This window comes from Leptothoe sp. EHU-05/26/07-4 (assembly GCF_043421015.1).
In the GTDB taxonomy this organism is placed as follows: Bacteria; Cyanobacteriota; Cyanobacteriia; order Phormidesmidales; family Phormidesmidaceae; genus Leptothoe; species Leptothoe turfae.
The window spans coordinates 1,189,690-1,203,269 of the sequence record NZ_JAXSQV010000007.1 but is presented as its reverse complement, the minus strand read 5'-3'; the positions used below and the strand labels follow the sequence as shown (position 1 = coordinate 1,203,269).

15 protein-coding genes, 1 tRNA gene and 1 other annotated feature are annotated in these 13,580 nt (G+C 47.2%); of the genes, 15 read left to right on the top strand and 1 reads right to left on the bottom strand.

The features are described 5' to 3' along the window. The first annotated feature begins 406 nt into the window (after nucleotides 1-406). The 6 genes from U2F10_RS29785 to U2F10_RS29760 all read left to right on the top strand — a co-directional run bounded on the left by U2F10_RS29785 (nucleotide 407) and on the right by U2F10_RS29760 (nucleotide 6,414). Nucleotides 407-1,828, top strand: coding sequence for an HD domain-containing phosphohydrolase (locus U2F10_RS29785; RefSeq protein WP_163660437.1), 1,422 nt, complete (start codon nucleotides 407-409; stop codon nucleotides 1,826-1,828). After that, entirely contained in the window at nucleotides 1,825-2,406 is a 582-nt protein-coding gene (locus U2F10_RS29780) for a pentapeptide repeat-containing protein (RefSeq protein WP_499874083.1), read from the top strand. Before U2F10_RS29785 ends, U2F10_RS29780 begins: the two co-directional genes overlap by 4 nt. Before the next feature lie 21 nt (nucleotides 2,407-2,427). Beyond that, nucleotides 2,428-2,688, top strand: a complete 261-nt coding sequence (locus U2F10_RS29775; RefSeq protein WP_163660441.1) for a hypothetical protein — start codon at nucleotides 2,428-2,430, stop codon at nucleotides 2,686-2,688. Between the two features lie 503 nt (nucleotides 2,689-3,191). Beyond that, nucleotides 3,192-4,145, top strand: a complete 954-nt coding sequence (locus tag U2F10_RS29770) for a PstS family phosphate ABC transporter substrate-binding protein (protein ID WP_163702262.1) — start codon at nucleotides 3,192-3,194, stop codon at nucleotides 4,143-4,145. Between the two features lie 210 nt (nucleotides 4,146-4,355). Beyond that, nucleotides 4,356-5,258, top strand: a complete 903-nt coding sequence (locus tag U2F10_RS29765; protein ID WP_499874082.1) for a hypothetical protein — start codon at nucleotides 4,356-4,358, stop codon at nucleotides 5,256-5,258. A gap of 139 nt (nucleotides 5,259-5,397) precedes the next feature. Further along, nucleotides 5,398-6,414, top strand: a complete 1,017-nt coding sequence (locus U2F10_RS29760) for an energy transducer TonB (protein ID WP_499874080.1) — start codon at nucleotides 5,398-5,400, stop codon at nucleotides 6,412-6,414. An 80-nt stretch (nucleotides 6,415-6,494) separates the two neighbouring features. On the opposite strand, the gene map is transcribed toward U2F10_RS29760, so the two are convergent. Next, nucleotides 6,495-7,328: a type I methionyl aminopeptidase gene (gene map / locus U2F10_RS29755; RefSeq protein ID WP_163660449.1), complete on the bottom strand. Its 834-nt coding sequence runs from the start codon at nucleotides 7,326-7,328 to the stop codon at nucleotides 6,495-6,497. A 218-nt stretch (nucleotides 7,329-7,546) separates the two neighbouring features. Here map and rplS point away from each other — a divergent pair, with 218 nt between their 5' ends. The 9 genes from rplS to U2F10_RS29710 all read left to right on the top strand — a co-directional run bounded on the left by rplS (nucleotide 7,547) and on the right by U2F10_RS29710 (nucleotide 13,576). Then, nucleotides 7,547-7,927, top strand: a complete 381-nt coding sequence (rplS, locus tag U2F10_RS29750) for a 50S ribosomal protein L19 (RefSeq protein ID WP_006518040.1) — start codon at nucleotides 7,547-7,549, stop codon at nucleotides 7,925-7,927. 60 nt (nucleotides 7,928-7,987) lie between these two features. Then, nucleotides 7,988-8,060: transfer RNA gene (locus U2F10_RS29745), tRNA-Trp, on the top strand. Nucleotides 8,061-8,231: 171 nt separating this feature from the next. After that, complete coding sequence (gene secE, locus U2F10_RS29740) at nucleotides 8,232-8,468, top strand: preprotein translocase subunit SecE (RefSeq protein ID WP_163660451.1); 237 nt, start codon at nucleotides 8,232-8,234, stop codon at nucleotides 8,466-8,468. Then, nucleotides 8,468-9,106 (top strand): transcription termination/antitermination protein NusG, encoded by a 639-nt coding sequence (gene nusG / locus U2F10_RS29735; RefSeq protein ID WP_163660453.1) that lies wholly within the window; start codon nucleotides 8,468-8,470, stop codon nucleotides 9,104-9,106. Before secE ends, nusG begins: the two co-directional genes overlap by 1 nt. Nucleotides 9,107-9,109: 3 nt before the next feature. Further along, nucleotides 9,110-9,535 (top strand): 50S ribosomal protein L11, encoded by a 426-nt coding sequence (rplK, locus tag U2F10_RS29730; protein ID WP_006518043.1) that lies wholly within the window; start codon nucleotides 9,110-9,112, stop codon nucleotides 9,533-9,535. Between the two features lie 88 nt (nucleotides 9,536-9,623). After that, nucleotides 9,624-10,343 (top strand): 50S ribosomal protein L1, encoded by a 720-nt coding sequence (gene rplA, locus U2F10_RS29725; protein ID WP_163660455.1) that lies wholly within the window; start codon nucleotides 9,624-9,626, stop codon nucleotides 10,341-10,343. A gap of 65 nt (nucleotides 10,344-10,408) precedes the next feature. After that, nucleotides 10,409-10,539, top strand: a sequence feature (ribosomal protein L10 leader region). A 65-nt stretch (nucleotides 10,540-10,604) separates the two neighbouring features. After that, nucleotides 10,605-11,144, top strand: coding sequence for a 50S ribosomal protein L10 (gene rplJ, locus U2F10_RS29720; protein ID WP_163660457.1), 540 nt, complete (start codon nucleotides 10,605-10,607; stop codon nucleotides 11,142-11,144). A 54-nt stretch (nucleotides 11,145-11,198) separates the two neighbouring features. Then, on the top strand, nucleotides 11,199-11,588 hold the full coding sequence (gene rplL, locus U2F10_RS29715) for a 50S ribosomal protein L7/L12 (RefSeq protein ID WP_163660459.1): 390 nt from the start codon (nucleotides 11,199-11,201) through the stop codon (nucleotides 11,586-11,588). A 557-nt stretch (nucleotides 11,589-12,145) separates the two neighbouring features. Then, entirely contained in the window at nucleotides 12,146-13,576 is a 1,431-nt protein-coding gene (locus U2F10_RS29710; RefSeq protein WP_163702256.1) for an ABC transporter substrate-binding protein, read from the top strand. Nucleotides 13,577-13,580 lie beyond the last annotated feature (4 nt).

Genomic DNA, 13,580 nt, shown 5'->3' with positions numbered 1-13,580 from the left:
AGGTAAGTACTTTCACTTATTTCAGCCACCTATTTTGTATCGTTTCATCACAAAAACGATCAATATTGCCCCTTTAAAGCATTATCCAACAATCACCCCAGCCCGTTTTCAAACCAGCGCTTGGGTTAAAATTTTCATAACAAAAAAAGCAATTTTCTAAGCGCGTGCAACGGCGCTTACCCCACATCACCACCCCCAGAGCACACCCTTTCCTGCATAACGGGTACAACTTGTATCAGACTTGCCACGCTTTTCATCAAAGTATGAAATCATGGGTAATAGATTTAGATACTTTTTGGATAAGCTCCATCTGATAGGAGTTCGGAGCTAATAGCGCTAGCTCTTTATTCTGGGAGCAGACGCTGACTTGATTCACTAGCTGACTTGATTCACTAAGAGTCTTTCTATGAACTCTGAGGCGACCCTTAATCAACTCAAAACCATTTTGCCTGAAGGGCAAATGCCATCCAGTTATGGGGTTTATTTCAAAAATACGCTGGTGGCCCTTTGTCATGCCCTAGAAGATCATATTCTGGAACATTCAGAAAATGATCAACCACTCGTGCTGGTGACTTTCCAACAGGGGAAATGGTATCTACAGGAAGCCGAGCGCTACAGAGATATTGCTCATTGCTCTCAGCAAGTTGCGATCGCAGCTGTCCCAGATAGTGGTTTTGGTGACCATGCCACCAGTCAACTCGACAATGTGGACATGGTGAACTTACAGAAGGATGACAGCCTGACCAAAGAATGGAACCTGATTATTTTGGCACCGGGGTATGCCTCCATGGTTCTATGTCATGAGCTGTCTGACGACGAGTACCGTAGCGACAGCATACCCACTACAGATGCTGAGCGTAAGTTCTACGGTCTGTGGACCTTTGACCGTGGCCCTGTAGAAGCCGCAGCCAAAATATTGATCGAGCGAATGCAACCCTACTCGCCTGCCCTCGCTGATCAGCTGATGGACCACTACAACAGACTTAGCAATAATCCATCCGATACCTCCACGGACCTAAGTGGCGTGGTTGCACGCATTGTTAATTATCTACAGAGTAGTCAGCAACAGCTAGTCACCGTCAGTCGCCAAACACGTGAACTATGGGAGTTAGAGGGGCAAGCGTCTAAACTTAATCGCAACTTGGCCGCCAATAAGCTCCAGGCTTTTTTGCGAATGGTTCAAAAAATTGACGAGCGGGATGTAGCTAACCCTACCGCATCACTTCAGGTTTCAGCCCTAGCCGAGACTCTAGGCCAGTTGCTCGACTTACCTACGTTGCAACTTCGCCGCTTACGGTTAGCTGGGTTACTATTCCGCATTGGCCTCGCCGAAGCCCCCAAGGAAATTTTTAAACAAACTGCGGCTCAGCTAGATAAAGCCAGTTTGGTGTTCTGGCGCGATCGCGCTGCTCTAGGCGGTCAGCTCCTGTCCTCCATGCCTGAATTGGCCCCCATCAGTCGCATTGTCACTCATCAATTGGAGTATTGGGATGGTAGCGGCACGCCCGATGGTTTAAAAGCTGAGGAAATTCCCATTGAGTCACGAATTTTGGGTCTAGTCTCATATTTTCAAGAGTTAACCGAGGCTAGAGGCGATAGGGCTGCCATGTCATTGGGAGATGCCTTAACGGCCTGCGAAAACCATAGCGATCGACGCTTTGATCCGAAGTTGATCGAGTCGTTGAGTACCGTCGTCCGCTTAGCAGAAATCGGCATGTTACAGCTGCCGGAACGCCCAAGCCAACAACCCACCGTTTGGCTTGAGGACTTGAAACCCCCAGCCACTGAAAAGAAACACCCAGCAATATCTAAGGAGGTTACTTCATGACCCCATCAGAGATTGAGGCTATTCTGCAAGGACAGAAAAAAAAGCTGATGGGTGCAGATTTGGCAGGAATAGAACTTAGCGGCGCAAAATTAGCCCAAGCCAATTTGCAAGGAGCTAACCTCAGCGGCACAATGCTCAAAGAATCAGACCTTCGTGCTAATTTACGTGGGGCTGACTTGATGGGTGCCAACCTGGTGTCAGCCGATCTGCGAAATGCCGACCTGCGTGGGGCCGTCTTACTGGACGCAGAGACAACAAATGCCAGCTTTGCTGGTGCTTTTTTAGCGGGGGCCGTTTTGAGTAATCTCAACCTAACGGCAGTTGATCTACGAGGAGCTGACTTACGAGGCGCAAACTTAGCAAGCTGTATTTTACGCAATGCTGATTTAAGCAATGCAAATCTAGCTGGAGCAGATTTATCAAGCGCTGACTTGGAAGAAGCCAATCTTAGCGGTGCTGTTGCAAGAGGAGCTAATTTCACCCAAGCTAATCTGTTATGTGCCTGTGTGGACAATACCAATTTTGATGGTGCCACCTTATATGGTGCATGTTTGAGCGGCACTCCTTTAGCCACTTAATATTTTTTAAAGAGATTTTCTATGAGCACCCAAACTAGAGGTAAAACTGTTTTTCTACTCACATCTATGGTGGGTTGGCTCCTTAGCGGGGGTGCTCTGATTTACCTCACTCCATTTTTAGCCAATCGGGTCTCACCCTCTGCCACCACAAATGTATGGATGGAGAATCTTATGCGTGGTGGCTATAACCCCACCCTGGCCTTACTAGGTGGAGGCAGCATTCTGCTCCTCACCGTCATCGGTAATGCTGTTTGGTACAAATATTTTGAAGGAAAAGTTTAGAGACTTTCAAGGGCATAGGTTTGCTTGTCATTAGAGTGACGCCCCTAAGTTAGATTCGGTCACATAGATTCGGTCACAATCGCCAACAGATATAACAGATACAGGACTTTACCACCCATCTAAGGCAACCAGAATTTTACAATCCGGACGTTCATTTGACCGAACATTTTTTAATGTGCTTGGAACATAGGCACTGATTCAAACATCAACAGAACTATCCAGCTTAGTTTATGAGTTTCTCTAATATTTCACCCAAAAGTAATGTTGGATACAGCTTTTTACTCTAGAATTAAGTTCAAATTCAATTGACAAAATATTCGTCAAACATTTCCTCAGAATTCCCTCTAAAAGATAGGCCATTTTCTCCACATTAAGCTTATTTTTAGTGTTTACCTTGTCTTAAACAAATGGAAATTGTGTCTTAATAAACCAATTAGCGAGCCTTAATTTTGTATAGCTACATTTTTTCGTGGCCTGAACAAATAGCCACGGAGTGTGTTGTTATGGTTAAGTTCGCTAAGTTTTTTGGCACTGTAGCTACAGTTGTTGCTGCTAGTGCTGTCACTGCGACATCTGCAGTTGCTCAGAATATTGCTATCGATGGTTCCAGTACTGTTTTTCCCATCACAGAAGCGATGGCTGAAGAGTACGCCCTCGCTGGTAATCCTGCATCTATCACTATTGGTGTTTCCGGTACTGGCGGTGGCTTCAAGAAATTCTGTGCTGGTGAGACTGCTATCTCTAACGCATCTCGGCCTATCAAAGATACAGAGAAAGAGCTTTGCGCTGCTAATGGCATTGAGTACATCGCGGTCCCCGTTGCCTATGATGCTCTGACAGTTGTTATCAACCCGGAAAATGATTGGGCAACTGAGATGACTGTTGCCCAGTTAAACACTATGTGGGACGCCCCTGCTGAAGGCACTATTACTCGTTGGAATCAGATTGATCCTTCCTGGCCTGATGAAGAAATTAGTCTATTCGGTCCTGGTACTGATTCTGGCACTTTTGACTACTTTACCGATGAAGTCAATGGTGATGGTGGTGTTAGCCGTGCTGACTACACTGCTAGTGAAGACGACAACATCCTGGTACGTGGTGTCGCTGGTGACAAATATGCCATTGGTTACTTCGGCTTGGCTTACTTCGCAGAGAATTCAGACATTCTGCAGTCAGTGAGCATCTTAAACGAAGAGCTTGGCGAGTATGTTGAGCCCACTGTAGAGAACGTTGAGGCGGATATCTACCAGCCCCTTGGTCGTCCTATTTTCATCTACGTCAATGCTGCGGCATTGACTGATGCTGATAGTGGTGTTGCTGACTTCGTACAGTTCTATATTGAGCAGGCCGACGCTGGTGAGCTCATCCTAGATGTAGGTTACGTCCCCTTACCCGACGCAGCAACTGACGCCACTCTCGAAGCTTACGACGCTGAAGCAAATACTATCTTCAACTAGTCTCAGTCATTAGTGAGTTTTTGATTCCTGCCATAGGGTGTATTCTCCCCTGTGGCAGGTCCTTTGCAACTTTCACACGCTCAGTGTGCATCAACCATTTTTGCCTTGGGGGAATGTTCGCTCCTCCAAGGTTTCCTGAGTGTTCGCTCCCTAATTTTCCAGAACATGGTTAGTGTTGCTCCCTCCGAATCTCGCAAGAATTTGGTCTCTATGGCCAAAAGTCTTGCCATGCAACCAATGTTATTTATTCGAGCGCTCCCCTATGTCACGATACAACTTTCAACCTACGGAGTCATTTTTCTGAAACGCCCAGTTGTGTGGATAGCATTGGGAGCACACGTTATTTTACTGGTGCTCCCAGCTGTTGATTTATCAGCACCCAAAATAGGAGACGTTGTAGAGACAGAACCTGAAGAGGAAGTCACCATCGAAGCTGTCAGCCTCAGTGATATCTTAGCTCCAGCAGAACCTGCACCACCTCCACCAGAAGAGCCTCAAGCACCGACTCCTGAAGCACCACCGGCCCCCGTTGTAGCTCCCCCCGTACTCACCGAGGTACCTGAGCAACTAGAAGAAATTATTGAAGAGGAAGAGTTTGAGGAAGAATTCGACGAGGAATTTGCAGAGTTTGAAGAAGAGGAGCCATCATTTGGGTTTGATCCTGCTCAACAATCGTCTCTCAATAGCAGTCTAAGTCAGTTTCTGGGGACTGACCCCAACAACGGAACCAACAATTTTGACATCACCAGTGAATGGTTAACCATTGATCCAACGGATCCAATCGACCTCAGATTCCGCAGTAAAGCTGTGGAAAATGTTGTTGAGCCCGCCGCATTCTTCACCACAGAAAGTATCGTAAACGGCACGTATTTACCCCTGCCTCAAGTATCCTTCAAGCAGATTGCTAGAAATATTGATCTTGTCAGCCGAGAAGGATTGGGACAGGCTCTCATCAGTGCAGGCATGAGCCAGGTCGAGGAAGGTCTATACGGTGGTCATCCTTTTTATGGTGTTTATTCAGCTGATGAACAACCCGTTAATTACATCTCTCTCATTGATTTGAAGGGAACAACCTTAGTGTTTGTCTGGCCTAACGATCCACGGCAGAGTTAGACGTTTAGGCTAGACTATTTTTCTAAACTGACTCTATGGGAGCAGTTGAATATTTGGAATAGTTCATTTCAGAAACCCCAGGCCTATTGCTTAACCTATATCTAGGTTGGCTTTCGTTTTAGTTATTCCCTGCATTGCCATGAATTTTTTGAAGTTGCTTTTTAATCCAATTTTTTTGCTGGCTGCGGGTCTACATGCAGGGCTGTTAATGGTTCCAATAGCAGGTGGTTCATCTGATTCTGTAGTGCCTGCCCCCGATCCAGAAGGCGAAAGCATCACGGTCACCCGGATCCTTCCCAAGGCAGGTCTGGTAGCTCCTAGCGCTACCAGACCTGCCCCTCGTCCTGCAGCTGGTGTAGCCACAGCCGTTCGTCAACCGGCATCAGCGGAGGGGCACACAACAGCCAGTCAGCAGCCAGCTCAAACCCGTCAAACGCGGAATGGTCAAACGGATGGAACCGGTTCTACAACTGGCCGTAGCAATTCCGATAACCGTCGTCGGGCCAGTACCAACAATGGAAATAATCGAAGAGGCAGCACCTCCCAAAACCAAACAGACAACCGGAATACTGGCAATGAAATTGCGATTCTATCTCCCCCTAGCAATCCTCCCAACAGCGGGGGCAGTGATGACACAGCCGATAATACTCCCACAGTTCAAGAACCACCCACTCTAGTCGCACTTAAAGATGGTGCACAGGCAGAAGTACCGAATCTGTTACGAGACTTCCTGACACGTTTACGGCATAGCGTGCTGCGCACGACAGATCCTGAAACCGAAGAAACTAAGCAAAAATGGCTAGTTAACCTAACTGAAGAACAAGGCTTAAACGTATCCGAAGCTCAAGGTTTGGAAAAGGCTGTAGAAATTAGTTATCCGTTGATAGCTGATGAGGGTCGACGCTTTCTGAGCTGTCTGACCCCCATACCAGCAAAAGGATTAGTAGGTGTCGTTGTGGATGCCGATGGAGCGATCGCAACCGAGCCCGCTTTACTACGCAGCTCTGGCTATGGGTTTCTTAACGAAATTGCCTTAGAAAAGGCCAAAGACTACACTGATTTTCCCGAGGAAGCCTCCCAGCAGGCCTACACCATCGATATCGAAGTGGACTATGACGAGGATGCTTGTGTGGACCTTGTCCAGTTGAAAAAATAGTTCTTAGTGCTTGGTTCTTAGTTAGCGAACTGAGAAATCATTAGGTTGAATGGCTTAGTGGACCATCAACTCAAAACCCGTTAGACCTTAGACCGGTCGGTCAGAATTTCTTGGCCGTCTTCGGTGATGAGCACTGTGTGTTCAAATTGGGCAGAAAGTTTGCGATCGCAGGTCACTACCGTCCATCGATCCCGCAGAGTGCGGGTCACCTTAGAGCCTTCATTCACAATTGGCTCAATCGCCAAGGCCATACCCGGCTTGAGCGTGACATTGGGTAATTCTTTAGTCCGAAAATTAAATACGGATGGGGGCTCATGCAGGTTTCGGCCTACACCATGGCCGGTAAATTCCTCAACCACGGTATAGCCACTGGCATGAATACTATCTTCAATCGCTCCAGCAATATCGAGCAGGGTTTTCCCTGGTAACGCCTGGGCAATGCCTGCATACAATGCAGACTCAGCTGCTTGCATCAGATCCTGGGCTTTGCCATTCACTTTGCCGACAGCAATCGTGATACAGGAGTCACCATGAAAACCTTCAAAGTAGGCTCCAGTATCTACTTTAAGTAAATCGCCAGACTTAATGACCTTGCGCTTACGAGGGATGCCATGGACAACTTCATCGTTGATACTGGCACAGATAGATCCTGGGAATCCGTGATACCCCTTAAAACTAGGCGTTGCACCCATTTCACAAATACGGTGCTCTGCGAGGTCATCTAGATCTGCTGTGGTCATTCCAGGCTGCACCTGATCGGCAATTTCCCTCAGCACCGTTGCCACAATCCGTCCGGCCTGGCGCATCGTCTCCCTCTCAGGCGCAGACTTTAACTCAATCCCCTGATGCTTACGCGGACCTACCATAACTGGTGCAGCTAAGGCCCGCGACAGTAAATTACCTAAAACATTCATAGTGGGTGATTGAGGTTTGCAATGGGTTAAACGTGCGGCACTTGAGCATTATCTAGCTCACACCATATATAGTATGCAGGATTCTTACCCCATTCCCCATTGACCATTCCCCATTGACCAGACAGGCAGCAGTCACCTTCTTAAGATTTCCTCCAAAAACCCTTGGTATTTGTGACCATGTTGGCCTACTATTAAAGACCGTGCGCTTTTCAGGGCTTATGAACGCTGAGGAGATTATCCGCTCAATAGAAGCGGAACATATCAAAGAAGACATCCCCAAAATCTATGTTGGGGATACAGTTCGGGTCGGTGTCCGAATTGTAGAAGGTGGTAAGGAACGTGTGCAGCCCTACGAAGGTACCGTCATTGCTATGCGCAACGGCGGCATCAACGAGACGATCACCGTACGTCGCATCTTTCAAGGTGTAGGTGTGGAGCGTGTTTTCTTACTTCATGCACCTCGTGTAGCCAATATTAAGGTTCTACGCAGAGGTAAAGCGCGTCGTGCTAAGTTGTACTACCTTCGCGATCGCGTTGGTAAGTCAACTCGCTTGAAGCAGCGCTTTGATCGTCCCATTGACAAATCAGGCAAAAAATAGTCTTAGGGCATCTAAAGCCCGCAGATTAAGCCTTACAATGGGGTAAGTTCAAAGAGTCGTGCGTCCTTAGTTCAGTTGGTAGAACGTCGGTCTCCAAAACCGAATGTCGGGGGTTCGAGTCCTCCAGGGCGCGCTGAGCGATTAGCATAAGTTCTGCCTAAAGCATTTAGATTTGTTGCTTAAAGGAAAGAGATTTTTTCTTTTTCTATCAAGCAGTGAGCTTTAGGTAGAATTTTTGCTTGGGTATCTCTGGATTGATTCATGATCAATCTGACTCGATGTAGCAAACAAGGAAGCTAATGACGTGGTCAAAAAGGACGCTAAGAAAGTAGTTGAAAAGCAGCCGAGCGACTCCTCTGACTCATTTGACGCGGCGTCTTTTGTAAAAGGCACTCGCGAAGAATTGAGCAAAGTGGTTTGGCCCTCCAGACAGCAGCTGATTAGTGAATCTGCAGCTGTCATCTTAATGGTGGGTGTGTCTGCCACACTTATTTACTTAGTGGATAAACTATTTGGTTGGGCTTCTAGACAGGTGTTCTAATGACTTACGCTTCTGACGATCCAAACTATACAGCTGACAGTAACGATTCTAGCGTTCCTGAGGAACCGAGAAAGTCACAGTCTCGCTGGTATGCGGTACAAGTAGCCTCCGGGTGCGAAAAGCGCGTTAAGCTCAACCTTGAGCAACGGGCCATTACCCTGGGCGTTAACCAGTACATTTTCCAGATTGAAATACCGCAGACTCCTGCGGTCAAACTGCGTAAAGACGGCAGTCGTCAGAATATTGAGGAAAAAGTTTTTCCTGGGTACGTCCTCATCCGCATGATTTTGGAGGATGACGTATGGCAGGTGGTTAAAAACACCCCCCATGTCATTAACTTTGTCGGTGCTGAGCAGCGCCGAGCCACTGGACGTGGGCGAGGGCATGTTAAACCCATGCCTCTAAGTAGAGCCGAAGTCGAACGTATCTTTAAGCAGACCCAAGAACAGGCACCTGTAGTCAAAGTTGATATGGCTGAGGGTGACAAGATCTTGGTATTGTCTGGTCCGTTTAAGGACTTCAGTGGTGAAGTCATTGAAGTCAGCCCTGAACGGAGCAAGCTTAAGGCATTGTTATCGATTTTCGGTCGCGATACCCCCGTTGAGCTGGAATTTAACCAAGTGCAAAAAGAGAGTTAATCAATGGCGAAGAAGGTAGTTGCCCTTATTAAGCTGGCAATCCCAGCTGGAAAAGCGAACCCTGCACCGCCAATTGGTCCCGCCTTGGGTCAGCACGGGGTCAACATTATGGCGTTCTGCAAAGAATATAACGCTAAGACCTCTGACAAAGCTGGACTAATTGTCCCGGTTGAAATTTCTGTATTTGAAGACAGAAGTTTTACGTTCATTCTCAAAACACCGCCAGCCTCCGTGCTAATCAAAAAGGCGGCCAAGATTGAGAAGGGTTCAGGTGAGCCCAACAAAACAAAAGTTGGCTCTATTACTCGCGCCCAATTGCAAGAAATTGCTGAAATGAAAATGCCTGACCTCAACGCTAATGACGTTGAAGCAGCCATGAACATCATTGAAGGCACAGCTCGCAATATGGGAGTTACTGTTTCTGACTAACGTCAGCATACAGATGCATTTTTTATCTATTTGACCAACGTTTGGGGAAGAAGTTTAGCTTCGTTATGACCCCTAGGAGTAAAAAAACATGACAAAGAAAGTGTCGCGCCGCTTGAGAGAGCTGCAGGCAAAAATACAGGACAAATTTTATGAGCCCTTGGAAGCAATGCAGCTGCTGAAGGAAACAGCCACTGCAAAGTTCACCGAGACTGTTGAGGCTCACATTCGTTTGGGTATTGATCCCAAATATACCGATCAGCAATTACGTACTACTGTGGCCTTGCCTAAAGGCACTGGTCAGAACGTTCGCGTTGCTGTCATTGCCCGTGGCGAGAAGGTGGCTGAAGCAACCGATAACGGCGCAGACATGGCCGGGTCTGAGGAATTAATCGACGAGATCCAAAAGGGCATGATGGACTTTGACATCCTGATTGCCACACCCGACATGATGCCCAAAGTAGCTAAGCTGGGTCGTATTTTAGGTCCCCGTGGTTTAATGCCATCGCCGAAGGGGGGATCTGTGACCTTTGACTTGGCCCAGGCAATTAATGACTTTAAGGCCGGTAAACTAGAGTTCCGTGCGGACAAATCTGGCATAGTCCACGTGATGTTTGGCAAGGCCGATTTTAGCGCTGAAGACTTACTGGTGAACCTAAAAGCTCTGCAAGAGACGATTGATCGTAATCGTCCTTCAGGTGCTAAGGGCCGTTACTGGCGAACAATGTCAGTAGCTGCTACGATGGGACCTGCCATTAAAATGGATATCAGTGCACTGCGTGACTTGCAACTAGAGGATGCAGCTGCATAGATTAAAAAATTACTGTTGAGAATCAGCAGTGAAAAGCTTGGGAGGTATTGCTACTTAAAAACATCCAAAACTAAATAAGCATTCGAAGACAGCAGGTGCATTTTGCTTAATAACCTGCCGAGATGCAGAGAATGGGTGTAAGTAGCACTTATCTTTGGGCCTCGGCAATTAGCTAAGGCCCTTTTGATTTCGAATTTTAGTTTAGGTTGAGCAGTAGCAATATTTCTACTGTATCCCCGCAATTAAGGAGGTGAGATCCGAATGGGGAGAACCCTAGAAAACAAAAAAGAGATTGTTGCCGAACTCAAGGATCTCTTGAGCGATACTCAATCTATTTTTGTTATTGACTACAAAGGTCTGACGGTAGGCGAGATCAGCGATCTACGTAACCGTATTCGTGAGAAGGGTGGCACTTGTAAAATTGCTAAAAACACCCTGATCCGCATCGCGGTTCAAGATGACGAAAATTGGCAGCCAGTGCAGGCGTTATTGAAAGACACCACTGCATTGTTGTTAACCAAAGAAGACATCGGTAGTGTCGTCAAGGAATATAAGAAATTCCAGAAGGACACTAAAAAGACTGAACTGCGTGGTGGCGTACTAGAAGGCAAAGCTCTGACAAGTGCAGAAGCAGAAGCCCTAGCCGATCTACCCAGCAAGGAAGAGCTTTACGCGAAGATTGCAGGTGCTATCAACGCTCTGGCAACCAAAGTTGCAGTGGGCGTCAAAGAAGTACCGTCGTCTATTGCACGTGGTCTTCAGGCCTATGTCGACAAAGAAAGTGGCGAAGGCGGCGAGTAAATCCCAGCTTTGTTCTAGTTTCTATCTGTTTTGTAATTAATCAAGGAGAAATCCATGTCCGCTGCAACTGACGAAATTTTGGAAAAGCTTAAGTCGCTCACTCTATTGGAAGCGTCTGAGCTTGTTAAGCAAATCGAAGAGACCTTTGATGTAAGTGCTGCTGCCCCTGCTGGTGGCATGATGATGATGGCTCCCGGTGCTGGTGGTGGCGGCGGTGAAGAAGCTGAAGAGAAGACTGAATTTGACGTTGTTCTCGAAGACTTCGGTGGCAACAAGATTGCTGTTCTTAAGGCTGTTCGTGCCCTCACTGGTCTGGGTCTTAAGGAAGCTAAGGCTATCGTTGAAGGTGCGCCTAAAGCCATTAAAGAAGGTGTCTCCAAGGATGACGCTGAAGCTGCTAAGAAGCAGCTTGAGGAAGCTGGCGCTAAGGTATCCGTCAAGTAAAGGACCTATTCCCCCAAGATTTGTCCCTACAGCCTAGGTCTATCTATCAAAGATAGATAGACCTATCAAAGTGTATCGGGTAGGTACGAACTTTTGTCTTGGGTTTAGCTTTTCGGCCCATCTCTAATCCGAAATCCTGACTGATAGCGCCCGATATTGCAGGGCATGGCTTCGACGGTGAGCTCAGCCGAACCGCACAAGGGATTGCTCCTACAGGGTTACCTATTTTTAATCGGGTTTAATGAGTTCGGATTTGGTATAAAAGCCCCTGCTACAGTTATGCAGCAGGGGCTTTTATATGCTGGCTCTCACAAAATTCTGCCATGGTGACACCTATATCGGAACCGGGCACACTACTGTCTACTTATGGCTACTTATTACGTGATGTGAATGATTGAGAACCAAACTGCTATAAGAGCAGTCACTATAAAAACATGATAAAAACGTGTTGGCTCCAAAGACTTCAGCAAATCAGCAAACTCTGTGAAGAAAATTCGGGTCAATACGCTGCATTGATCTTTGCTAATCGATTAACCTAAAACGCTTTTGTCTGAGCCATGCGCACCATAAAAAATTACAAGTTTGAAATCTTATTATTCTTGACTACGTTTGGCATCTTAGGGGTCTTCTTCCTTAGCATTGCAGGTGTACTGACACCAAAATCATCCAGCGTCAGCACCAAGCCAACCGCGAAGACGGCTAGTGCCGACACACAATCAACATCAGTGGTTGCAAAAACCTCAATATCAGACAGACTCAGTGGAGGCACACAAAGCTTACTACCCAATGCCTCAGACTTAAAAATGCAAGGTATGGCAGCCTATGCAAAAGGAGATTACGCACAAGCGATCGCAAATTTAGAAGCGGCACTCGACGAAAACCGTAACGATCCCGAGGCCTTTATCTATTTGAACAATGCTCGCATTGGCAACCAAACCGCTCATACACTGGCTGTGATTGCCCCCATTGGCAACACCAGTGAAATCGGCTTAGAAATTTTGCGGGGTGCTGGTCATGCGCAACAGGTAATGAATCAGGTGAGCGATGGCCAAGGCACCCCCATTAAGCTCCTGATTGCCAATGATGATAACGATCCCAGTATTGCTAAATCTGTAGCCGCTGAGTTGGTAAATCGGTCAGAAGTTTTAGGAGTTTTAGGACATTACAGCAGTGGCGTGACATTGGCAGCAGCCCCCGTGTATGACCAGGGCAAACTGCCGATGGTCTCTGCCATTAGTACATCGGTGGAACTCTCCGGCTTTAGTCCTTATATTTTTCGGACAGTGCCCAGCGATAGTTTTGCAGCTGCAGCTCTTGCCCGCTACATGATCGATGACCTGAACGCCGAGAAAGCTATTCTTTACTACGATTCCAACAGTGCCTATAGTCTGTCATTAAAAAGTGAATTTGCCACCTCAGTCTTTAGTGACGGTGGTGAAGTGATGACAGAATACGATCTCGCCGATACAGCATTTAATGCAGAGCAACAAATTGCATTGGCCAAAGAGCAAGGGGCCGACGTGATTATGCTGGCATCCAGCACAGATACCTTGGAGCCTTCCCTGGCAGTTATGACTGCGATCAACCAGGAAATCCCTTTCATTGGTGGTGATGATCTATACCATCCTCAAGTATTAAAAGAGGGTGGTGTGGATGCAGAAGGGTTAGTCGTTGCAGTACCCTGGCATATCTTATCAGACCCAAATTCTGATTTTGTCACAGAGGCACGGCAAATTTGGGGTGGCGATGTTAGCTGGCGCAGTGCCATGGCCTATGATGCGATCGCATCCCTGGGAGCAGCCCTGTTAGAGAGTCCCAGTCGTGAGGGCCTCCGCAACACATTGCATCAGGGTGACTTCTACGCCGATGGCGCGACCGGAGAGGTGCATTTTTTACCTTCAGGCGATCGCAACCGAGCGGCTCAACTTGTGCAGATTCAAGTGGGCAATCGATCTGGCATTGGATTTGATTTTATTCCTATTGAATAGGGTG